The organism is Pseudomonas sp. GX19020, assembly GCF_023371075.1.
Taxonomy (GTDB): Bacteria; Pseudomonadota; Alphaproteobacteria; order Rhodobacterales; family Rhodobacteraceae; genus Pseudogemmobacter.
Map to the genome: position 1 here is coordinate 235,708 of NZ_JAMCCR010000001.1, position 21,618 is coordinate 257,325.

Consider the following 21,618-nt stretch of genomic DNA (forward strand, 5'->3'; position numbering starts at 1 on the left):
CGGTCGAGCTTGTCCATGGGGATCGCACGGCCCTTGCAGCCCGTTTCGCCCTGCCGCGCCTTGATCGAGCAGGCATAGTAGCGATAGCGGCCGCCCTTGCCGGTGCGGATGGTCATGGCTCCCCCGCAATTGCCGCAATAGCAGATGCCGGTGAGCAGCGTCGGCCCGATGACGACCCGCGCCGGCACCTGAACGGTGATGACCTCTTGCTCCGGCTTCAGCTCCTTGGCCTTGGACCGCTTGTTGAACTGGTGCTCGCCAATATAGGTGCGCCGGGTCAGGACACGGTGGACCTGCCCAATACCCCAGCGCCCGCCGTTGCGGGCGAAGATGCCCCTGCCGTTGAGGTATTTGACGATGGCCTTGACCCCCATCTGGCCCGATGAGCCTTCGCCCTCCAGGGCAAGACGATAGATGAGCCGGATCGTGTCCGCGTGCAGCCGGTCGATTTCTAGTTTCATCTTGACCTTCGCACCACGTTGCTCGGCTGCGACCACGCGGTAGCCGATGGGCGGCAGCGAACCGTTCCAGAAGCCTTGCCGGGCATTCTCCTTCAAGGCGCGCAGGACGTGCTTGGCGTTTTCCTTGGACTGGTATTCGTCGAACAGCGCCATGATCTGCCGCATCATGACGTGCATGCTCGTCGGCGAGACCGGGGGTGTAAGGTGCATGGGCGACCCGGACGGAGGGGGATCACCCGGCCTGCACAAGCGGATCGAGGCCGTGGGCGAGAGTGAGAAACACGCATCCGCGCGGAAGGCTGGGGATACCGTCCCGGTCGAGCGCCAGTGATCCCTTGTGTCGCGCCAGGGGGGCAGAGCCACCAAGCAACCGGCCCGGCCAAAGCGGAGCGGCGGCCGGGCGCAAGGACGGGATCAGGAGATGAAAGGACGAAAAGCTGAATGCCGTGACATCCTGATCGCCTTAGAATTAGCGGAGACGAGTCGGAAGCCAGCCAACGTCCATGCAATGAGAACAGGACTGCCCTTCTTGGGCTAGGCATTCTCGGCAGACGATCCAGTCACCGTCTTGCAGCATCCCGCCCATGGTGCCGTCGCATCGCTTTCGGTCATAGACCTTCGGGCATCTCTCATTTGTTGCTTCCACGGAATATCTTACGAAGCCGCAGATGGTGCATTGGGTGACAGGTATTGGTTTCATCGCACGATCCTTCTTTCATCGTGCGAAGAATGCCCGGCGAACGGTTGCTGCGACCAATCATCCCGGAGTCGCTGGAAGCTGACAGCGTGCCGAACAGGGGGAGATTCATGTATGGAATGCGCAGCCGAAGGCCAGAAGCCGCCGTCAATTTAGGGGCTTCCGGCCTAATTTCGGCTACGTTTTTAGAGGGCTATAGAGTAGACGTAGTGCTCATCCGTATCCCGCACGTCCCGCCACAACTTCAGAAACATAGATTGTTATGTAACTGATTTTAAGTGATATATTGGCTGTATTCCTGTTGTCAAGGCGCCTCTGGTTTCGTGCTGCTGGGCATTTTGCTACGTAAAACGCTGCACCTTGCCCTGCTCGTACGCGGGAGCGGGGGTTCCAGTCCTCCCACTTACCTTTGTGCTCCTGCCTTGAACAGTATTTCGCAAAGGAAGCCGATCAGAAACTGGAATGGCGCGTCGTGGCGGTGCGCATAGGCCAGCTGATTGGCAAGATCGCTGATCGCAGGGGAAAGCGGGGCGGAGTTTCCTGTTTCGTTCTGCGCCAGAATGCAGTGCATGAGGTCGGTATACTTCCTGGCAAGTGCACTTCTCGGACATCTGCCCGGATATCTAACGGATTTCACCGTTACCGCTGCCGAAACCTGGGTCTAGCGCCATCGCGCCGTGATAAAGCTGATCGCGAGCTGGTTGGCCACCTGGTATCACCTGTGGCGTCGGGGCGAAGCATTTGCGCTGAGCAGGTCAGGCTTCTGTGTCTGTTACATGGCACTGAACAAGGCGCCTTCTCTGGCCCGCGCTTTAGGACTGCGTCACTCGCCTGACCGCGGGCAGTCGGCGAGGCTGCGCGGGGGCATTGGCCGGCGTCGCCCGGTCGGGGGGCACGACCCGATCACCTTCCGATGGGCCGAATTGTGCTGTTCAGACCGGGGCCAGCGCACCACGGGTCAGCGCGACCAACTCTGCCTGGCGATGCAGCCCTGTCTTCTCATAGATCCGCAATGTGTGGGTTTTCAGGGTGCTGAGCGCGATGCCAAGATCTTCAGCGATCTGCTTCGCAGACTGACCGGTGCAAAGCCGTTGCAAGACCTGCGTTTCTGCGCCTGTAAGTGCGTAAAGAGACGCGAGCGCTTCCAGCGCAGCCGTCCCTTCACGCATTGACGGACCCGCGAGGAAGAGCATGTATTGCGCGCCTGCCGATCGCGCCCTGTGCGTGATCGGCAGGACATGCGCGACCCATGGCGCATTCTCAGCATCTGTGAAGGCCGTGCCAAAGGGGCTGGCCTTTGCGGGATCGTCGCATGCGCCGACCGAAAGCAGCGCTTTTCTGACCCGGCGCTGCGCTTCCGGGTCCGTCAATATAAGCGTGCCATTGACCACCCTGAGGATGCCGCTATCTGCGACAACCTTTTCCGCCGCACTATTGTGGAAATGCAGATGCAGATCACTGTCGATCATAAAGAGAGGAACACGGAGCGCGTGCAGTGCGGTTTCCAGATTGGTCTGACGGATTTGCTGCATTTCCAGCACGCGGCTCACGGCTATCGCGCGTTGCAGATGCGGCACAAGGAGCCGCATGATCGCGATCTCGCGCGGGCCGACCAGGCCGTGGCTTTCATGACGATTGAAGCCGATGGTTCCGAGCATGGTCTCATCGCGTGTCAGCCCCACGGCAATGGCATCGACAAAACCCTGAGGCTGATTGAAACCGAGATGAAAGGGATCAGCGCTCTCCTCCGAAATCGCAACCGGATTGACCGCCGAGAGCACCGCCGGTTCCTCAAGCGGCATGTTCCGCACAACGGCTTCACCGCCCCAAAGCGAAACCAGCCCGTCCGAGAATTCGTGCAGCCGCCCGAGCCAGGCGGGATCAAACCCGGTGGCAGAGGCCAGCAGGGGCTGGCCCGTTCCCAGATCAATCAGACTGACAACACCGGTGCGAAGATCAAGCTCGTCACAAATCGCGCCCATCGCATCCGGCCAGAGGGATGGATCAAGGGCACAGTCATAGATTCTGGCAATCAGAGCAGAAAGGCGTTCCGGGGAAATATGTAAGTCCATATGGCAAAATCCTGGTCAGACCCGCCATATTGATCCCTGGGCTCTGCTTTCTGGCAAGAAAAATCGAACGCTGCCGGTGGTCAGACAAAACGGGGGCAGCTCAGGGTTTCGGGAAATTGCCACCTTTGAAAACGCGATCCTCAAACCGCGGCCAGTCTCTCAGCTTCAGTTCTTTTCGGGGCGGCGCGCCGTTGTTCTCGGTCGGAGGATCGACGCTTTCCCGGCAGCTGTCCCTGCATTCCATCACAAAGTAGGAAACCTTGCCGTCGAGCCCATTCTTGCGCCTGTATTCAACTTTGACTGCGCCATTGAGGTTGTTCTCGAATGTGCCGACGCAAAATCCGCCGGGCGGGAAAAGCCGGATATCTTTGATCCAGATATGGGCCTCGTCATCGACGGAAGGGCGGCCTTCCGGGTCATCGTAAACGGCAAGATAACCGCCGGCGATATCGGCCTTTTCCGGGTAATCCGTCACGAATTTCACCGAGCGGAATTCATCATTCAGATTGCCAAGGCCATGGCCGCGGATCCCGTTCACCGCCCGGAACTGGGTGGTCAGACGCACCTTTCCCCGGCAATGGTTCTCGGAATAGAAATAGATCATGACCGCCTCGGCACGATCAGGCGTGACAGAAAAAGCGGCGACGGCAAGTGCTGCGGCCTTTGTCCAGGCTCGCGCATGGTTCCGAAGCAGGGCTATGGTCCGGCTCATCAGCGCAACCTCAGCTCTACACGGCGATTTTTGGCTTTTCCGGCGGAGGTCGCATTGCTTGCCACAGGCTCATCCATGCCCCGCCCGGAGGAGGTCAGTCGCTCGGCTTCGATGTCAAAGCCATTGACCAGCGCATCGACCACAGCCGCTGCACGTCTTTCTGACAGTCCCTGGTTATGTGGCCGCCCGCCATCGCTGTCGGTATGGCCGATGATCTCCAGCTTCAGTGCAGGATCATCACGCAGCATCATGGCAATCTCGAAAACCTGTTCGCGCGATGGCGGCAACAGGATGGCGCTGTCCGTATCGAACAGCAGATTGTCGAGCGTAACGTTTTCCCCGGCGACCAGCTTGTCGCGCATCGAAGTGGCGCCGGTCAGCCCCGGCTCATCCCCGGTGATTACGGTCTTGGTGATCGCCATGACCCCCTTTTCCGGGGTATCGGCAAGCGCCACCTGCATATGGATGACATTTTCGCCGGTGCCTTTCGTCAGATAGAGCAACCGAGCGCCGCCTGTCTGAAAGAGATTGCGCACGATCTGCATGTCAAGCGCATCCAGCGCGGGCATATTGTTCGGCTTATCAAGCAACAGTCCGACATAGAGCCCCGGCACCTTGTCGCCGCTGGTAAAGCAGTCGCCACGTTCGGAGTTGCAAGAGAAGACCACGTCATAATCGGCATCCTTCGCCGCCGCCTCAAAGCTGCGGGTGATCTGCAGTGCGCTGTCGCCCGGCGCGAAGCGGTAATAGGCATAGATGATCCGCCCCTCGAGAAGCTTCCAGTTCTCGCCCTCGGTCGCTTTCGTGAGCGAATCAGATACCGGGCCGGTGATCATCCAGGTCTCGTCATAATTGTCGATCTGGGGTGTCTTTTCGGTCGGAGTCGCGATGGAAAAGAAGTCCAGCAACTGTGGCAGCTCCTGCGCACCGGCCGTTGTCGTCATAAGGTGGCTGGCAAACAGGCAGGACGTCAGGGCGCGCGCAACATATAAGATGGACCGGGTCTTCATGGGAACTCCTAAAGCGTAATTATCCAACCAACGGCAGATTTTAGAGGAAATATTTTCAGCCACATCCACCATTTGGTGGATGCTTTCCCGGCTGGGGCCGCAATGATCCGGAAAGGACATCCCGTCGCTGAGAGGCATATGAGCTTGAATTATTCCACCTGCCCTCTGCCAACGCCTTGCAGTATCGGCGCCCATCTTCCGACATGGCTGTCCGGGATGTCGGATCCTGCGCAAAATAACGCAATAAGGTTGCCGGATGGGCGGACATGCTTCGGTCGCGGCCGCGTGGCAGATGCCAATCCGGGCTTGAAAGGCGCGCAACTCAGCCTCGTCAGAACCATAGTTGTCATCGCCCTGACTTTTGCCATGCATACCCCGCCAAAGGCAGCCATCACCGGATACAGAGACAGTGCAAAGGTCATTAAAACAATCCTCGATGACAGATACATTTCAACTGCCCTGAATGATCGAAAAATCAGCTCAATAGAGGAAATAAATCAGGGGTATCGGATCAGCAGCGATAAATGTCATGTTGACGTCATTGTAACGCATATGATCGCTGCACGCCCTGGGTCGACCCCATTCACGTTTCGGATAGAAAATATTAAATGTATGCCGTAATTTTTGAATATTTCCCTATATTGCAATCATTGCGGATGCGCAAAAAACCCTTTCGTCATCATTTGTTTTTTGAAGATTGCGGTGAATTCTGGTGACCAAACACCACCCTGTCAGAAATGTGAGAGGAAAATTTATGCGATTTGGCGGAATATGTGCGGCCATATTTATCCTCGCGGTCGTGGCAGGTCTCCCTTCCGCGTCAATGAGTCAACTTATGGGGCGTGGCGGAAGCATGCCCGGCATTCGGGGTGAAGCAACGCAACTTCTGGCTGTTCGCAATGGGCCGGGTAAGTCCTACACGAAACTTGGTGAGTTCCCCAAAGGAAGTGAGTTCGTGTTCCTGAACATATCCAGTTGCATGAACGGATACTGCCTGGTTCAGGGACCGGGAGGCATCCGAGGCTGGATCCTGAAAGATGGGACTACTGACATTACAGTTCCCTTGCCAGACCGTATTGATTCTGTCGGCTATGGCGTTTCCCAGAACAAGCTCAACCTGCGGTCAGGCCCAAGCAAACACGACGAAGTGATTACGGTTATTCCAGTCGGACAGCCTCTGCATATGCTGAAATCGAACTTGTGCCGGAACGGCTATTGCTATGTCGAGACGGCTTCCGGTCAGCGTGGCTGGGTTTTGAGATCCCCTCTGTCAATCGCAAAGTACTGATGCCGTCCGGAGCGATGTCGACATTGTCACTTTAAAACAACGGAGATCTGATGTGATCGGAAAAATAAAATCACTTCCCTGGATTGTGGCAGCCACAATATCTTTTCTGTCTCTGCCTGTGCATGCAGAAACAACGCCAGGTCTGAAAAATGGCTGCCAGGTATTCGAGCATAAGGATTTTAAAGGGCGGTCATATGTTTTGACTTCAGGAATGATGCTTATTGCAGCCGATGACCCCGGATACAGAAGCACCACGAATGGACATAGTTTTCAATATACCGAAGTGTTTTCCAGGCGCTGGAACGATGACATAGGTTCGGTCAAGATGGGCCCCGGATGCAGGGTTACCCTCTATGAACACGTCGACAAGCGAGGAAAAAGTAAAACCTTCTCAGGAAACACCGCCCGGCTGGGGTGGTGGAATGACGAGGCAGGAAGAGCAAGCTGCCTGTGCGACAAATAACGCTCCAGCGGTGCGCTCTTTGTGGAGCGCTGACAGAACATCGGAGAAGGTTGTCCCGGTGCCTCGGGTGCCAGGTGACATGACGACCGGCTCGGGATCGGGTTCGGTCAGGAGGGGCAAGCTCGGTGCGCTGACCTTGACCTTGCCTTCGTCGCGCTCCTGGAGGGCGTTTAATGCTTTGAGCTGCACTTCGGCCAGCGAACGCAGCAGCTCGACTCTCGCACGTCAGGCGCCAGACCGCGCCTTTAGATCGTCGGCCGCATATACGCGCATGCTAGGTTGGATCTGAGAAGCAACCTAATGTTGGGTCCATAAAGACAACGGGCGTGCGGGCTTTGTCATGGCCAATTCTGCTTCAGACGCTGGCGGGTCAGAGCGCGATCTGCGCCGCAAGCTGATCGAAAGCGGGGCGGTTGATGTGATCGTCAGCACCTCGCCCAACATGTTCTTCACCGTTACCCTGCCGGTGACCTTGTGGTTTCTCGAAAAGGTGAAGAAGGACACGCCGCGTGCCGATGAGGTGTTGTTCATCGACGTTCGGCAAATCTTCCGTCAGGTCGGCCGCGCCCAGCGGGATTTCACACCGGATCAGATCGAATTCATCGGCAATATCGTGCGGCTTTGGCGCGGCCAGGATGCAGAGCTAACGGCAGGCAGCGGTGCGAAGATGACCGAAACCTTCTGCGGTGCTGCGTACAGAGATGTGCTCGGTTTGTGTAAGGTGGCAACCCGAGCTTGCCAGCTGAAGCACTTGCGCAGGCTGAAACTGAGCTGACCCGTGATCGCTCGGCTTTGCTGCCGGTCGTGGCCAGTAGCGAGGTGCTGTCCCTCATCCGCAATGGTGTTCCGGTTCAGGTGCGCCGTGATGACGGGAAATTCGATGACTTGCTGGTGCGGGTGATCGACTGGCGGGATATTTCAGCCAACCACTTCCTTGTCGCCAGTCAGGTTTGGATCGACGGGGTGCTGCACCGCCGACGGCCCGATACCATCGGTTATGTCAACGGCCTGCCGCTTCTCTTGGCAGAATGGAAGGGGCCCGCCTGTCCGCTTGCCGATGCCTATGACAATAATCTGCGTGACTACCGTGACACAATCCCGCAGTTGTTCCCTGCCAATGGCTTCGTGATACTCTCGAACGGGCTGGAAGCGGTGACGGGGGCGGCACATGCGCCCTATGATGTCTTTGCGCCATGGAAACGGTTAGAAGAGGAAGGACCGGACGATCCTAGCCATGAAACCCTGCTGCGCGCCACCTGCGAGCCCGCCCGTTTCCTCGATCTGATCGAGAGTTTCGTCCTGTTCGACGAAGCGCGGGGCGGCTTGCGCAAGATCGTCGGCAAGTATCATCAGGTCCTAGGCGTCAACCGCGCCATTGATGCTGTTCGGCATATTGAGAGTAACCAAGGCAAGCTGGGTGTGTTCTGGCACACGCAAGGTTCGGGCAAGAGCCTGTCGATGGTGATGTTCGCGGAAAAGGTGCTGCGTCGATTGGGTGGAAATTACACCTTCGTCGTTGTGACTGATCGAACCGAACTGGACGACCAGATTGCGGGTCAATTCGCCTCTGTGGGCGCATTGACCAAGGATATTCATCAGGCGCAAGCGGGCAGCCGCGCGCATCTGAAAGAGTTGCTGGCGGGCAACGAACGCTATGTGTTCTGCCTGATCCAGAAGTTCAGCACGGCGGACAGAGAGCCGATGCCGGTTTTGTCAGAACGCTCGGATATCATCGTGATGACAGACGAGGCACACCGCAGCCAGTACGACCAACTTGCAGCCAATATGCGAGCCGCACTGCCAAATGCGGCCTTCATCGGCTTTACCGGAACTCCGCTGATCCAAGGCGAGGCCAGTCGCACGCGTGAAGTGTTTGGTGATTACGTCTCGATCTATGACTTCGCGCAGTCGGTGCGTGATGGTGCGACGGTTCCGCTGTTCTATGAGGCGAGGAAGCCTGATTTGCAGCTGAACGCCGGCGAATTGCGGGAGGAAATGGACGCCCTGCTGGATGAGGCGATGCTGGATGAGGAGCAAGAAAAGAAGCTCAGTCAGAAATTCGGGCGGCAATATACACTGATTACCGCGCCCGACCGCTTGGACAAGGTGGCCGAGGATATGGCACTGCACTTCGCAATGCGTGGCTATCGCGGCAAAGCGATGTTTGTTGCGCGACGCCCCATTTTCAGGTAGGTCGGCCCGACATTCCTGTGCCGCCATTGAGCGCGACGGTTGCGATCAGCGATCATGTCCAGCTCTTCATCGCAGTCGTCGTATATCCTTTTTGGATCAGATACTTCTATCTGATTGTGTCACATTAGATTGCTTCCTAGCGTGTGGTCTGCAATCGAAGGTAAGCGATAGATGTCCAGCACGCTTGCAGAACAAAAAATACAATTTTTCAAAAATTCTCACCCAGTGAAGCCCCGTGGTCGATGTCGATACCTGACACATTAAGACATCTTCCGGTTATTAATGAGAGATACGGAAGGGGAATATCGAGCGTCGTAAAATATCGCGCTGACTGGGGTAGGCGGTTCCGGGCAATATTGCTCTCGGAGGACAGCTATGATCTCTGCTAGTTGCTCGTCGTTCTGCGGGAGATTTTTGGCTATTCGCGCGTAGCGGTAAAAGTTTACTGGAATTCCCGCTCGGGAAAAAATCTCCTGAACGCACTTCCCATATTCTCCTTCTGGAACCTGTTCGGTGATGCCCAATGAAATGGGATTTTCAGAGTGCACTTCAAAAACTGCGCGTACTGCAATAGCGGTTGTCCGTGCCCTGATATGTCCGGATCGGCCTTTTCGGTCTTTGGCGTATTCAGTAAATAATACGTGGATGTGTGATAACAGTCGTAGCCACCTCTCCAGAGTGTCGCACGCTGCGTTTTCAATCCAAAGACTGACTGGAGGTGGGAGGCCCTTCATACAGATGATGGCTCGGTCCAGTTCCAATTTTGACGCGCCGTTGTCCCCCTTATTGTCGAGGTTAATCGCGGATTGAATTGATTGCCTTGCCCGGCGTGTTTCCTTGATGACCTTGCGTATATCTCCAATTTCTTGTCCTTGATCGGCGTGCATCCAGACAGGCCCATCGTAAAGATCTATCATCAATAATGCGGGTAAGAATGTCTGGTTGTAATCGAGTGGAATCTTCAGCCATTTTTCGAGACATTTCGTAACTTCATAGGCTGCTCGGTAGAGGATGTAATCGTGATCCGATGCACCGTGTCTCAGGTGGGGGCGCTTCACTCTTTTTCCATCCTCCCAAACTTCAAGAGGCAACATACTCGCACCACCTTTCCATCAGCACTCGTCTTTTTCTAACATATCTGACCGCGCATAAGCCCTTTCAACCTCATTGCCGACCTTGTGGCCAAGGCTCAGCTCTGCCACCTCGCGCGAGACATTACCCTCCTCAGATACCCAATCTCGGAAGGCAGAGCGGAAGCCGTGCACAGTCACATTGTCGATGCCCATCCGGCGCGGCAGCATTAGCATCGACATGTTGGACAATGGCTTGTGCCGCCGCTGCCCCTCGAACACCACTTTGGAACGAAGCGCTTTGAGCGGTTCCAGCACTGCCAGCATCTGATCGGTCAGGGGGACGCGGTGGATCGTATCTGTCTTGGTGCGGTCGTCGGGGATAACCCAGAGACGCTCCTTGAATCGAACTCCTCCCAGACAGCTTGTAGCACTTCGCTTGTGCGGCATCCGGTCAGACAGGTGAACATCAGCGCTTTGGCAGCCATGCCATTCTGTTTGGTCAGTTTGGCATAGAAAGCGGGCACCTCGCGCCAGTCCATGGCGTCGTGATGTTTGACCTTGTCTTTCAGACGGGGCAGGACGCGGGCGCTCTGGACCAGAGAAACCGGGTTTTCGCCCTCACGGTAGCCATGCGCTTGCGCGACATCGAGTACCGTCTTGATCCGCTGAGCCACGCGTCGCGCCGTTTCATGTTTTATTGTCCAGATTGGTGAAAGGATCTGCATCACCTCGCGCTGACCGATATCGCAGACAGGTATCCGGCCGATCTTAGGAAACGCATAGTCTTCGAGCGTGTCAATCCATTGCTGGCCGTGCTTGGGGTTTTTCAAGGTTGGCATGCGTTCAAGGTGAACCTGCCGGGCGATATCCTCAAAGCAGAGGATCTCCTGCTCGCGGTGTAACTTTGGGTTCAGCCCTTGCCGTGCCAGTCGCTGATGCTCTAGCGCTCGATCCCGGGCTGTGTTCAGCGGCACGACATTCACCCCGCCCAGTCCGAAGTCCGTGCGCAGCGGCTTTCCAGCGCGGTTGCGCTGCCCCTTAACGGTCACGCGAACAATCCGGCGTCTCGCGCCTGAAGGATCGACCACAAGATAGAGCCCGCCACCATCCGCATGCCTGCCGGGCCCTAGCGTGCGCACAAGGTTCTTCGTCAGTTTTCCCTAGGAATAGCCCATAACTCGTACCACCGTTCATACCACAAAATGAACAGAACCGAGCGCAATCGAAGCGAAGCGAACGAAATCAACCAACGCAAATCAGGGCATAAGTTCAGCGACTTATACGCTAGAACGCAATGATTCGGGGGGGCAATGAAAATGCCAAGTGGCGGAGAGGGTGGGATTCGAACCCACGGTAGGCGCAAACCTACAACGGTTTTCGAGACCGCCCCGATCGACCACTCCGGCACCTCTCCGCGCTTTCTGGGGGTCGTCTATGGAGGCGGGGTTTAGCTTCGTGTTTCGGGAAGCGCAAGCCCGTTTCGACAGGATTTTTCTCGGGATGAATGTTCAGGGCGGAAAATTGGCAGCGGCCGGGTTGGATGGCGCGCGCCCTGTGAAAGATCAGGCGGTCTTTGCGTCGCGCAGGGTCTGCTGACCCGGCGCGGGCCGCGCACGCAGGTTTGAGCGATCCCCCACTTGGCCTCTGGCCTGGCCATGCTTAGGCTGCATCTGAAACCGGCAAACGGGAGAAGCGGGATGCAGCGCAATGAGGGAAGGCGAGGTCTGGCGGTCAGGCATCTGGACCAGGGCGCGGCTTATCCGTCCCGAAGCTGGCCGCATGCGGCAGCTTTCGCTGCGCTGATTGCGATCTTGCCCATGCCGGGCGCCGATTTTGCGGCGCTTGCCGAGGGGCGTGACGGGGCGGGCACCGAACAGGCGCCCATCGATCAGGCCCCCATCGGACAGGCGCTGACAGACCAGCCTGGCGGAGGGGACGCGGCCGCTCAGGGCGCGACTCTGGCGGCTCTTGAGGAGAGCCTCGGTCTCGGCGCGCTGTTTGAGGTGATCGCGCGCGAGGGGCACGTATATGGCGAGGGGCTCGATCAGGGCCTGCTCGGGGGCAGGGGAGGTCTTCGCTGGCAGGCCAGTGTGGCGCGGATCTATCAGCCCGACGTCCTGCGGACGCGATTCTCGCAGGCGCTGAGCGAGGCGCTGGCGGGCAGGCCTGAGGTTCTGGCCGATGCGGTTGCGTTCTTTTCATCTCCGACCGGCAAGGCCATTGTGGCGCGCGAGATCGCGGCACGCGAGACGCTGCTGGAACCGGACAGCAAGGAGGCCGCCGAGGTCGCTGCAGGCAAGCTGCGCGATGCGCGTGCGCCAAGGCTCAGACTGATCCGCAATCTGATTGACGCTTCGGATCTGATCGAGGGCAATGTCGCCTCGGGTCTCACCGGAGCGGCGGCGTTCAACGAGGCGCTCGCGGCCACGCTGCCGCCGGAGCAACGCTTGCCGGAAGCCGACCGGATGGCCCAGGTCTGGGCGCAGGAGGCCGAGATCCGGGCCAGCACCACCTCCTGGCTTCTGACCTTCATGACCGAGGCCTATGCACCGCTCAGTGACGCCGAGCTGGAGCAGTTCCTCGCTTTCAGCAAAAGCGAGAGCGGCAGGGCGCTGAACCAGGCGCTGTTCACCGCTTATGGTGAAACCTTCCGGGTGGTGATGCAGGAGCTGGGCCACGAAGCGGGGCAGGTGCTGCGCGGCGCGCGGATCTGAACATACCGATTTGGGACGGGCAGGGGACGGAAGCAAACCTGTCGGGCCCGGGCCGGGCCCGCTGAATGGCTTGACGCGATGCCTGATGCAGATCATAAGCGCACATCTTCCCCAGGGCGCGAATCCAGGGGCGGATTCTTTTTGAACATCATCCGGTGACGGATGCGCTGTCCGAAGGCGGGGGAACCCATGAACACCAAAGACCCGGTAAAGGGTCAGAGGGGCCACAGGACGCGGGCAATGAAGGAAGACAGATTATGACCTTTGCGGTCCTGAAAACAGGCGGCAAGCAATACAAAGTGCAGGCGGGTGACGTTCTGCGCGTGGAAAAGCTTGATGCCGTCGCTGGTGAAAAAATCCAGTTCAACGAAATCCTGATGGTGGACAGCACCGTCGGCGTGCCCTTCGTGGCCGGCGCCGCTGTGCAGGCCGAAGTGATCGATCAGATCAAAGGCCCGAAAACCATCCACTTCGTCAAGCGCCGCCGGAAGCATTCGTCGCAGCGCACCAAAGGCCACCGTCAGCACCTGACGCTGGTTCGCGTGACCGAAGTTCTCGCCGCTGGCGCTGACAAGTCGGGCGTCAAAGCTGCGACCGGTACCGCTGATGCGCGCCGCACCGCTCATGAAGCCCCGGGTGCTGCCAAGGCTGCTCCGGAAGCTGCCGAGAAACCGAAGCGCGCCCGCAAGGCCGCTGCTGCAGAGGAGTAATCCCCCATGGCACAGAAAAAAGCAGGCGGTTCGTCCCGCAACGGTCGCGACTCGGCTGGTCGTCGCCTTGGTGTGAAACTCTATGGCGGCCAGGCTGTCATTCCGGGCAACATCATCGTGCGTCAGCGCGGCACCACCTTCTTCCCGGGTGAAGGCGTTGGCATGGGCCGTGACCACACGATCTATGCGGTTGCCGAAGGCGCAGTCAAATTCCGCAAGGGCCTCAAGGGCCGCACTTTTATTTCGGTGCTTCCCGTTGCGGAGGCGGCCGAGTAAGCCGAACCTTTACATATCAGATGTATCGGAGGGATCGGCTCTAAAAGCCGGTCCCTTTTCTCATTTCCGCCGTGGAAAAGCCCGGGCGGCTATGGGAGAACGAGGATCCGATACCCACATGAGCTTCGAGCAGGAGGGAAGCCATGGAATTCGAGACGATCCGCAGCCCGGGGCCTTACGGCGCCGGTAAGGGAATCGCTGCGGCAGCTGCTTCAGTGGAAGGGGTCAGTGACCTGCAGATCGCGGCGGGGCGCTTTATCCTGCGCCCGGTCCGGGCCTCTGACGCCGGTCTGATCGCGCATTACGCCGGCGATAAACGCGTGGCCGATGCGACGCAGAACATCCCGCACCCATTCCCGCCCGGCGCCGCAGAGGCCTATGTCAACCGGTCGATGAACCATGACCGGCCGGGTTCGGTCTGGGTGATGGACGGGGCCGCACATGGTCTGTCCGAACTTCTCGGGGTGATCAGCCTTAAACCCATGGAGGTGAAGGCAGGCCGCTCCGGCCAGTCCGAGGTCGCCTATTGGGTCGCGCCGGTATTCTGGAATACCGGCATCGCCTCCGAGGCGGTGCGGGCGCTGGTTGCAGCCAACCCTCTGGAAGACAGCACCTATTTCGCCGAAGTGTTCCAGGACAATCCCGGATCGGCCCGCGTGCTGACCAATGCGGGGTTTGAATATCTGGGCGATGCCGAGGCATTTTCGGTGGCGCGCAATGCGATTGTACCCACCTGGACCTATATCCGCAAAATGGTGAAATGATGCAGATCCGCGATGCCCTTGACCATGACGCCGCGGGCATCGCGGAGATCTATAATCACGCCGTGCTCCATACAACCGCGATCTGGAACGAAGCGACGGTGGATGCCGCCAATCGCATCGACTGGATGGCGGCCCGGCGCGCGGGGGGCTACCCGGTGCTGGTGGCGCAGGCCGAAGATGGCGGGGTCACCGGCTATGCCTCATACGGCGCCTGGCGGGCCTTTGATGGCTATCGGCTTACGGTGGAACATTCGGTCTATGTGGGCGTCGCCTATCGCGGTCTTGGCCTCGCTCATGCGCTGATGGAGGCGCTGATCACCCGTGCCCGTGCGCAGGGCCTGCATGTGATGATCGCCGGGATCGAGGCGGAAAACACCGCCTCGCTGGCGCTGCATCGCAAGCTCGGCTTCAGCGAAGGCGTGGTGATGCCCCAGGTCGGGCAGAAATTCGGCCGCTGGCTCGATCTGCACTTCATGAGCCTGCAACTGGATCAGCGCGAAACCCCTGCGGCGGGCTGACGGCCGGGCAGGGTGCCAGGCGCTGCCCCGTTATTGCCCGCATGTTTCAGTCTGACGAATGCACCAGGCGCAGCTTTGGCCGTGCCGGAGGTTCTGTCGCCTGCCCGTCGCCACCCGCAGCATCCCCGAGGTCGGGCACCGTAAAATCGGCAGGTCTTTCCGCGAAGATGTAATCCGGGACCCGCTCTTCCGGCTGGCTGTTCGGGGCCTGCGGCAAAGCGGCCTGGCCAAAATCCGGCAGGGTGACTGAATGCACCGGCCTGGCGGAGGCCGATTTGATCCGCTGGCCCAGCCGCTCTTCCACCGCGCCTGCAACCATGAACCGACGCGGCGCACGGCCGATCTCACCCAGGGTCGAGAGGCATCCGAGTACCGTCGGCTGGCCCCGCAACGGTACTGCCAGCGGCAGGAGCAAAAGCCGTGCCGTCAGCGCCGGGCGACCAGGGCCGCCTTCCGCCTTCAATTCCATCGTCACGAGGGAATTATGATTGCAGACCCGTTCCGCCGTATGGGTCAGTGCCGGCCGTGCCTCGGGCAGGAACATCGCCGAAAGCGGCAGGCCCTGCATATCGACCCCGGCCGGAGCAGAGACCCGCCGCCCGGCGATTCTCAGTCGCAAAAGCCCTTCGCCGATCCGCTCGGCCAGGAAGACATCTTCCAGCGCCGGCAAAAGCCCGCGCGGGTCCAGCGCCGCTGGCTCCGGAAGCGCGCCGCCCGGCCCGATCAGCCCTTCCCAATAGCCGCGCACCCTTTGCAGGCTGATAAAGTGTGCCTCTTCAGCCGGGTCGCGCCGTGCAAGTCCGAGGGTGAAGAAATCCTGTGTCAAACCCGCCTCCTGCAACAAAGGCCGGGCGGACCCGGTCGCCTGTGTGCCTGTAACGTAACCTGTAACGCCCCCGCGCCCCTGTACCCCGATACGCGAGACCGGTGGAGCCAGCCGTCGCAGTGATGTTGTATCGTCAGGTATATTTTAGAACAAAATCTACCGGGTTTGCATGGAAATCTCTTAAAATGGTAAAGAGCTGTTATGGGAACCTGAACGGTCCGGGCCAACCGGGCTGATGGGAGATTATTTTGACAATTTCAATGACGGGATTTGCGGCCGGACGTGGTCAGGCTGCGGGATTTTCATGGGCCTGGGATCTGCGCTCGGTCAATGGCAAAGGGCTTGATCTGCGGCTCCGGGTGCCGGACTGGATTGACGGGCTCGAGGCGGGGTTGCGCGCCGCGCTGCAAAAGGCGCTCGGGCGTGGCAATGTCAGCCTGTCCTTGCGGCTGAGCCGGGACGAAGGCGCCCAGGCGGGTCCGCGCCTGAACACGGAGGTGCTGGATGTGCTGTTGCGGCTTGCGGGCGAGGTGACGGCACGGGCGACTGCGGCCGATCTGCTGCTGACGCCACTGACGGCCGGCGATCTGATGGCGATGCGCGGTGTGATCGAGACCTCGGGCACCGATGAGGATACCGCGCCGCTTGCTGCAGCGATTCTCGCCGATCTGCCGGCGCTGATCGAGGCTTTCAATGTCTCGCGCGCGGCGGAGGGCCAGGCCCTGAACAGCGTGATCGCGGCGCAGCTGGGCGGGATTACCGACCTTGTCACGGCGGCGAAATCCGCCGCAGAGGCCCGCCGCCCGAAAGCCCGCGAGGCACTTGGCGAGGCGCTTGCGAGGGTCGGCAGGAATGTCGATGGCCTTGATGAAACCCGCCTCGCGCAGGAACTCGCGCTGATGGCGGTGAAAGCCGATATCACCGAAGAGATCGACCGTCTTACCGCCCATGTCGCGGCGGCCCGGGCCTTGCTGGCCGATCAGGCGCCGGTCGGTCGTAAATTCGACTTCCTGATGCAGGAATTCCTGCGTGAGGCCAATACGCTTTTGTCAAAGTCTCAGGATATCGACCTGACCCGGATCGGGCTTGACCTGAAGACGGTGATCGACCAGATGCGCGAACAGGTGCAGAATGTCGAATAACGGGGAGTGGTAATTTGGCGCGGCGCGGGCTTCTTCTGATCCTTTCCTCCCCCTCGGGCGCAGGCAAATCCACCATGGCGCGGCGGCTGATGGACTGGGATCCGACGCTGAAATTCTCGGTCTCGGCCACCACGCGTAAAGCGCGGCCCGGCGAGGAACATGGCATCCATTACTGGTTCCATGACCATGACGGCTTTCGCGCCATCGTGGATCAGGGGGGGATGCTGGAACATGCCGAGGTCTTCGGCAATTTCTACGGCAGCCCGCGCGCGCCGGTCGAGGCCGCGATGGCCGAGGGCCGCGATACCCTGTTCGATGTCGACTGGCAGGGCGGCCAGCAGATCCGCAATTCGGCCCTAGGGCGCGACGCGGTATCGGTTTTCATCCTGCCGCCCTCGATTGCGGAACTCGACCGCCGGCTGCGTGGGCGGGGTCAGGACAGCGAAGACGTGATCGCAGGCCGGATGGCGAAAAGTCGCGATGAGATCAGCCATTGGGCCGAATATGATTACGTGCTGGTCAATGACGACCAGGATAAATGTTTCGAGCGGCTGCGCGCCATCATCACCGCGGAGCGGCTGAAACGGGAGAGACAGCCCGATCTGGCCGGCTTTGTGCGCGGTCTCAATGAGGAGTTTGCCGCAAGATGATCTGGGAACTCGATGGACTCGCGCCTGAAATTGATGCGGAAGCCTGGGTTGCGCCCTCGGCCGAACTGATCGGCAAGGTGCGGTTGGGGCCGGGGGCGAATGTCTGGTTCGGCGCTGTGCTGCGCGGCGATAATGAGTTGATTGATGTGGGCGCGGGCTCGAATATCCAGGAACATGCGGTGCTCCATACCGATATGGGCTATCCGCTGGTGATCGGCACCAATTGCACCATCGGCCATAAGGCGATGCTGCATGGCTGCGAGATCGGTGAGGGCTCGCTGATCGGGATGGGGGCGACGGTGCTGAACGGGGCAAGGATCGGTAAAGGCTGTCTGATCGGCGCCTGCGCCCTGATCACCGAAGGCAAGGTCATCCCCGATTACAGCCTTGTCATGGGCAGCCCCGGCAAGGTGGTGCGCGTGCTGGATGAGGCCGCGCAAGCCCGGCTGATCCTCTCGGCCGAGGGCTATCAGGCCAATGCGCGCCGCTTCCGCGCCGGACTGAAACCGGTGGGGCACGCGTGATGTCGGACGAGGACGGCGAGGCACAGCCAGGGCTGGTCGAGCAATTGCTGGATGGGCTGCCATTGCCGGCCTTCACGCTGGACGACCGCGACACGGTCCGCGCGGCCAATGTGCCGGCGCTGGCGATTTTGGGCGAAAAGGCGCGGGGCCGCAACCTGGCGCTTTCACTGCGCGGCCCGGAGCTGCTGGATGCGGTTTCAGGCACGCGGCGGGATGGGGCACAACGGCGCATCCTTTTGCGCCTGCCCGATGATGCGCAATACCGGGTCAAGGTCTCGGGCCTGCCCGCCGCCGATCCGCCGCAGGTGATCTGCGTGATGCAGGATGTGACCTCGGAGGCGCAGAACGAGGCGATCCGCCGCGAATTTGTCGCCAATGTCAGCCACGAGCTGCGCACGCCGCTGACAGCGATGATGGGCTTTATCGAAACGCTGCAATCGGCGGCGAAGGATGACCCGGTGGCGCGCGACCGTTTCCTCGGCATCATGTCGCGCGAGGCCGGGCGGATGAACCGGCTGGTGCGCGATCTTCTGCATCTGAGCCGGGTCGAGGCTGAAGAACGGGTGCGGCCGCGCGAAACCATTGATCTGCCCGGAATTCTGCGCTCGGCTGCGGCCTCGGTGCGCCAGGTGGCCGAGGCGCATGGCTGTACGATCCGGTTCGAGGGGATCGACGGGCGGGTCATGGTGCCGGGAGATGCCGACCAGCTGACCCAGGTCTTCCTGAACCTCATGGAAAACGCGGTGAAATACGGGGCGCGCGACAAGCCGGTGACGGTGACCATCACGCGCGAGACCACCTCGCGCGGGCCGGCGATCCGGGTGGATGTGGCCGATCAGGGCGACGGGATCGACCCGATCCACCTGCCGCGCCTGACCGAGCGGTTTTACCGGGTCGATGCCCATCGTTCGAGGGCTGAAGGCGGCACCGGACTGGGGCTCGCCATCGTCAAACATATCATCAACCGCCATCGCGGCTGGCTGAAGATCGAGAGCGAAAAGGGCAGGGGCTCGGTGTTTTCGGTGATGCTGCCCGAAACCTGACGGCCCCCAAACTGATTTACAGCCGCGCGATGCGTTCGGTCAGCAAGGCGTAAAAGCCGTCGCGGTCGACCGATCCGATGAAAAGCGCGTTGGGCGCCCGTTTTGTGACGCCCCACCAGTCGGCCACCGTCATGCCAAGCGTAAGTTCGGATTTCGTCTCGATCGCGACATTGATGAAGCGACCGGAAAAGAGCTCGGGGCGCAGCATGAAGGCGATCACGCAAGGGTCATGCAGCGGCGCGCCGTCGGTGCCATATTTCGCGGTGTCGTAGCGTTCAAAGAAATCGGTCCAGGCGGCGACCGCGTCTCCGGCGCGGGTGCCAAGCGCGCGCAGACCATTCACCCAGGCGCGCGAGGTCAGCGCCTTATGGGTGACATCAAGCGGCAGCACCACCAGATCGACGCCGGAGCGGAAGACGATATCCGCAGCCTCGGGGTCGACATAGATATTAAACTCGGCCGCCGGGGTGATATTGCCGCCTTCGAACAGAGCGCCGCCCATCAGCACGATCCGGCGGACCCGCGCGATGATATCCGGGGCGCGGCTGAAAGCGGTGGCGATATTCGTCAGCGGGCCGAGGGTGCAGAGTGTTACCGTTCCGGCCTCTTCGCGACGCAGCGTTTCGACAATGAAATCAACGCCGTGTTGCGAGCTGACGGTCAGCTCTGGCTCGCCCAGGTCGATCCCGTCCAGCCCGCTTGCGCCATGGACCTCTTCTGCGGTGACACCCTCGCGGTTCATGGGCCGGTCGCAGCCGGCAAAGACCGGAACATCGCGCCGCCCCGTGAGGCCGACGATATTCAGCGCGTTGCGCACCGTCAGCGACAGCGGCACATTGCCGGCGACCACGGTCACGCCAAGCACCTGCAGCGCCTCGGGGCTGGCCAGCGCAAGCAGAAGCGCGACCGCATCATCCTGGCCGGGATCGGTGTCGATGATGATCTTTTGCTGTTCTGACATGAGCTTGACCTGCGCTGCATCCGGGATCTGACGCAAGCTTAGCCAATCCCGTGCCGCGTTGCGAGAGGGCGCGATCCGTGGGGGGGCAGCAAGCTGACCGGGCTACCATCGTAAAGATCGGAGTTTTTGATCTCGCAAATATAGTCGCCATCCGCAAATGCGAGTGAAGCGCCCGAGGCGATGGGCCTGGTGAAGACACAGACCGACCGGACAATATGGTCGTCGCTACCGATCTGCTCGATATCACGCTTTCGGCGCCTTGCGAGCGCTGCCCCGGCTTACACTGCTGGTCACAAGGCTCAGGGCCTGGTCATTTTCAACGCCGGTCTTATCGTCAAAGACGTCTTCGTCATCCTTGACAGACATGTTTCTCGGCGCGCCGTTAAGCGTAAAACTGCCCCTGTGCCAGCTTGTATCGCCAAGGCCGGGACTGCGGTTGGAGACAACGGAGAAGGTGAGAATCAGCTGGCACCGGCAGACGGGAGAGGGCGCAGAGCGGGGCATCTGCCGGGTATCCGGAAATTTGCCTGCAGAGCGATTAACCCCCGCGCGCGTGCCGTCGGTTTCGCGGTCTCATCTCCCGAAATCTCCGGGCAAATCGACGTATAACCTGCGGAATGCCGGCCTGGAAAGCTACCCCCTGGCGCTCACTTTGCGGCCTTCTCTTCTGCCTTGGCCCGGTCCCACAGCGCATCCATCTCGGCAAGGTCCGACGCCGTCGGGCTGCGGCCATCCTCGGCCAGCCAGTCCTCGATCCGGTTGAAGCGGCGGGTGAATTTCTGGTTTGCTGCCCGCAGCGCAGCCTCGGGATCGACCTTCAGGTGCCGCGCGAGATTGGCCATGACGAAGAGCAGATCGCCCATTTCCTCCGTCAGCTCGACCTCGCTCAGGGTGTCGCGCGCCTCGACGACCTCGGCGGCCTCCTCGGTGATCTTGGCCAGCACATCGCCCGCACCGGGCCAGTCAAACCCGACCCGCGCCGCCCTGTTCTGCAGCTTGACCGCCCGCGACAGCGCCGGAAGCGCCATCGCCACGCCGTCGAGCACTCGCGCAGGTCCGCGCTCGCGTGCTTTCAGCTCCTCCCAGTCGATGCGCTGTTGATCGGGGCTTTTATCGCGGCTTTCGTCACCGAAAACATGCGGATGGCGGGCGATCATCTTGTCGGAAATCGCGCGGATCACATCTGACAGATCAAAGCGCCCGGCCTCTTCCTGCATGCGCGCATGAAACACGACCTGGAGCAAAAGATCCCCCAGCTCACTCTTCAGCTCATCCCAGGCCTCACGCTCGATGGCATCGACCACCTCATGCGCCTCTTCCAGACAATAGCGTGAAATCGAGGCCGGGGTCTGTTCCACATCCCAGGGGCAGCCGGTTTCCGGATCGCGCAGCCGCAGCATGATTTCCGCCAGCCGCGCGATATCGCCGGCCCGGGTCGCGTCATCGTTAACCAATTGGTCGCTTTCGGCGCGGTCAAGGCGGGATACGGACATTGCGAAGCTCCGGTTTGGGTCACATTAT

23 protein-coding genes, 1 tRNA gene and 2 pseudogenes are annotated in these 21,618 nt (G+C 60.1%); 14 read left to right on the top strand and 12 right to left on the bottom strand.

All coding sequences use genetic code 11. The annotated features are described in order from the left end of the window. Positions 1 to 41 precede the first annotated feature (41 nt). The 4 genes and pseudogenes from M3484_RS23870 to M3484_RS01215 form a co-directional block, all read right to left on the bottom strand. Positions 42 to 671 (bottom strand): annotated as a pseudogene (locus tag M3484_RS23870) (recombinase family protein); the annotation flags it as partial. Between the two features lie 1,419 nt (positions 672 to 2,090). Beyond that, on the bottom strand, positions 2,091 to 3,230 hold the full coding sequence (locus M3484_RS01205; protein ID WP_249495409.1) for a helix-turn-helix transcriptional regulator: 1,140 nt from the start codon (positions 3,228 to 3,230) through the stop codon (positions 2,091 to 2,093). A gap of 100 nt (positions 3,231 to 3,330) precedes the next feature. Beyond that, positions 3,331 to 3,942, bottom strand: coding sequence for a hypothetical protein (locus M3484_RS01210; protein WP_249495410.1), 612 nt, complete (start codon positions 3,940 to 3,942; stop codon positions 3,331 to 3,333). Further along, positions 3,942 to 4,952: an OmpA family protein gene (locus tag M3484_RS01215; RefSeq protein ID WP_249495411.1), complete on the bottom strand. Its 1,011-nt coding sequence runs from the start codon at positions 4,950 to 4,952 to the stop codon at positions 3,942 to 3,944. The genes M3484_RS01210 and M3484_RS01215 overlap by 1 nt, the downstream gene beginning before the upstream one ends. A 138-nt stretch (positions 4,953 to 5,090) precedes the next feature. Here M3484_RS01215 and M3484_RS01220 point away from each other — a divergent pair, with 138 nt between their 5' ends. The 5 genes and pseudogenes from M3484_RS01220 to M3484_RS01235 all read left to right on the top strand — a co-directional run bounded on the left by M3484_RS01220 (position 5,091) and on the right by M3484_RS01235 (position 8,896). Next, a complete protein-coding gene (locus tag M3484_RS01220; protein ID WP_249495412.1) occupies positions 5,091 to 5,573 on the top strand; it encodes a hypothetical protein in 483 nt (160 codons plus the stop codon). A gap of 232 nt (positions 5,574 to 5,805) precedes the next feature. Further along, positions 5,806 to 6,240: an SH3 domain-containing protein gene (locus tag M3484_RS23875; RefSeq protein WP_502942425.1), complete on the top strand. Its 435-nt coding sequence runs from the start codon at positions 5,806 to 5,808 to the stop codon at positions 6,238 to 6,240. 52 nt (positions 6,241 to 6,292) lie between these two features. Further along, positions 6,293 to 6,703, top strand: a complete 411-nt coding sequence (locus M3484_RS01225) for a beta/gamma crystallin family protein (RefSeq protein WP_143040466.1) — start codon at positions 6,293 to 6,295, stop codon at positions 6,701 to 6,703. A gap of 325 nt (positions 6,704 to 7,028) precedes the next feature. Then, a pseudogene (locus M3484_RS01230) lies at positions 7,029 to 7,478 on the top strand (N-6 DNA methylase); the annotation flags it as partial. Next, positions 7,439 to 8,896 carry a type I restriction endonuclease subunit R gene (locus M3484_RS01235; RefSeq protein WP_249495414.1) on the top strand — a complete coding sequence of 486 codons (1,458 nt, stop codon included), beginning with the start codon at positions 7,439 to 7,441 and terminating at the stop codon, positions 8,894 to 8,896. The pseudogene M3484_RS01230 and the gene M3484_RS01235, both read left to right, overlap by 40 nt. A 260-nt stretch (positions 8,897 to 9,156) precedes the next feature. Here the strand turns inward: M3484_RS01235 and M3484_RS01240 are convergent, their stop codons facing one another. From M3484_RS01240 to M3484_RS01255, 4 genes are all read right to left on the bottom strand, one after another. Beyond that, on the bottom strand, positions 9,157 to 9,990 hold the full coding sequence (locus M3484_RS01240) for a hypothetical protein (RefSeq protein ID WP_249495415.1): 834 nt from the start codon (positions 9,988 to 9,990) through the stop codon (positions 9,157 to 9,159). An 18-nt stretch (positions 9,991 to 10,008) separates the two neighbouring features. Beyond that, entirely contained in the window at positions 10,009 to 10,416 is a 408-nt protein-coding gene (locus M3484_RS01245) for a tyrosine-type recombinase/integrase (protein WP_249495416.1), read from the bottom strand. Next, positions 10,302 to 11,123 carry a tyrosine-type recombinase/integrase gene (locus M3484_RS01250; RefSeq protein ID WP_283258290.1) on the bottom strand — a complete coding sequence of 274 codons (822 nt, stop codon included), beginning with the start codon at positions 11,121 to 11,123 and terminating at the stop codon, positions 10,302 to 10,304. Before M3484_RS01250 ends, M3484_RS01245 begins: the two co-directional genes overlap by 115 nt. Positions 11,124 to 11,293: 170 nt before the next feature. After that, a tRNA-Ser gene (locus M3484_RS01255) sits at positions 11,294 to 11,383 on the bottom strand. A 283-nt stretch (positions 11,384 to 11,666) separates the two neighbouring features. Between M3484_RS01255 and M3484_RS01260 the strand changes: the two genes are divergently transcribed. The 5 genes from M3484_RS01260 to M3484_RS01280 all read left to right on the top strand — a co-directional run bounded on the left by M3484_RS01260 (position 11,667) and on the right by M3484_RS01280 (position 14,951). Continuing rightward, positions 11,667 to 12,683, top strand: coding sequence for a DUF2059 domain-containing protein (locus M3484_RS01260; protein WP_249495418.1), 1,017 nt, complete (start codon positions 11,667 to 11,669; stop codon positions 12,681 to 12,683). Between the two features lie 257 nt (positions 12,684 to 12,940). Continuing rightward, positions 12,941 to 13,393: a 50S ribosomal protein L21 gene (gene rplU / locus M3484_RS01265; protein WP_092897842.1), complete on the top strand. Its 453-nt coding sequence runs from the start codon at positions 12,941 to 12,943 to the stop codon at positions 13,391 to 13,393. A gap of 6 nt (positions 13,394 to 13,399) precedes the next feature. After that, positions 13,400 to 13,669 carry a 50S ribosomal protein L27 gene (gene rpmA, locus M3484_RS01270; protein ID WP_092897840.1) on the top strand — a complete coding sequence of 90 codons (270 nt, stop codon included), beginning with the start codon at positions 13,400 to 13,402 and terminating at the stop codon, positions 13,667 to 13,669. A gap of 143 nt (positions 13,670 to 13,812) precedes the next feature. Next, entirely contained in the window at positions 13,813 to 14,433 is a 621-nt protein-coding gene (locus tag M3484_RS01275) for a GNAT family N-acetyltransferase (RefSeq protein WP_092897838.1), read from the top strand. Then, positions 14,433 to 14,951, top strand: coding sequence for a GNAT family N-acetyltransferase (locus M3484_RS01280; RefSeq protein ID WP_092901703.1), 519 nt, complete (start codon positions 14,433 to 14,435; stop codon positions 14,949 to 14,951). The genes M3484_RS01275 and M3484_RS01280 overlap by 1 nt, the downstream gene beginning before the upstream one ends. Before the next feature lie 46 nt (positions 14,952 to 14,997). Here M3484_RS01280 and M3484_RS01285 read toward each other — a convergent pair whose 3' ends face one another. Then, positions 14,998 to 15,777: a PAS domain-containing protein gene (locus M3484_RS01285; protein WP_249495419.1), complete on the bottom strand. Its 780-nt coding sequence runs from the start codon at positions 15,775 to 15,777 to the stop codon at positions 14,998 to 15,000. A gap of 260 nt (positions 15,778 to 16,037) precedes the next feature. Between M3484_RS01285 and M3484_RS01290 the strand changes: the two genes are divergently transcribed. Genes M3484_RS01290 through M3484_RS01305 form a run of 4 tightly spaced genes read left to right on the top strand, consistent with a single transcriptional unit; the run spans position 16,038 to position 19,136 of the window. Further along, positions 16,038 to 16,919: a YicC/YloC family endoribonuclease gene (locus M3484_RS01290; RefSeq protein WP_249495420.1), complete on the top strand. Its 882-nt coding sequence runs from the start codon at positions 16,038 to 16,040 to the stop codon at positions 16,917 to 16,919. Between the two features lie 14 nt (positions 16,920 to 16,933). Then, positions 16,934 to 17,569 carry a guanylate kinase gene (gmk, locus tag M3484_RS01295; RefSeq protein WP_249495421.1) on the top strand — a complete coding sequence of 212 codons (636 nt, stop codon included), beginning with the start codon at positions 16,934 to 16,936 and terminating at the stop codon, positions 17,567 to 17,569. Further along, positions 17,566 to 18,093 carry a gamma carbonic anhydrase family protein gene (locus tag M3484_RS01300; RefSeq protein WP_249495422.1) on the top strand — a complete coding sequence of 176 codons (528 nt, stop codon included), beginning with the start codon at positions 17,566 to 17,568 and terminating at the stop codon, positions 18,091 to 18,093. The genes gmk and M3484_RS01300 overlap by 4 nt, the downstream gene beginning before the upstream one ends. Beyond that, the gene (locus M3484_RS01305) at positions 18,093 to 19,136 is read left to right on the top strand and encodes a sensor histidine kinase (RefSeq protein ID WP_092897828.1); all 1,044 of its coding nucleotides are present in this window, start codon (positions 18,093 to 18,095) and stop codon (positions 19,134 to 19,136) included. The genes M3484_RS01300 and M3484_RS01305 overlap by 1 nt, the downstream gene beginning before the upstream one ends. A gap of 16 nt (positions 19,137 to 19,152) precedes the next feature. Here M3484_RS01305 and M3484_RS01310 read toward each other — a convergent pair whose 3' ends face one another. The 3 genes from M3484_RS01310 to mazG form a co-directional block, all read right to left on the bottom strand. Beyond that, positions 19,153 to 20,097 carry a nucleoside hydrolase gene (locus M3484_RS01310; protein WP_249495423.1) on the bottom strand — a complete coding sequence of 315 codons (945 nt, stop codon included), beginning with the start codon at positions 20,095 to 20,097 and terminating at the stop codon, positions 19,153 to 19,155. Positions 20,098 to 20,340: 243 nt separating this feature from the next. Beyond that, positions 20,341 to 20,463, bottom strand: coding sequence for a hypothetical protein (locus M3484_RS23540; RefSeq protein ID WP_283258258.1), 123 nt, complete (start codon positions 20,461 to 20,463; stop codon positions 20,341 to 20,343). A 281-nt stretch (positions 20,464 to 20,744) separates the two neighbouring features. Then, positions 20,745 to 21,590 (bottom strand): nucleoside triphosphate pyrophosphohydrolase, encoded by an 846-nt coding sequence (mazG, locus tag M3484_RS01315; RefSeq protein WP_283258259.1) that lies wholly within the window; start codon positions 21,588 to 21,590, stop codon positions 20,745 to 20,747. Positions 21,591 to 21,618: the final 28 nt, after the last annotated feature.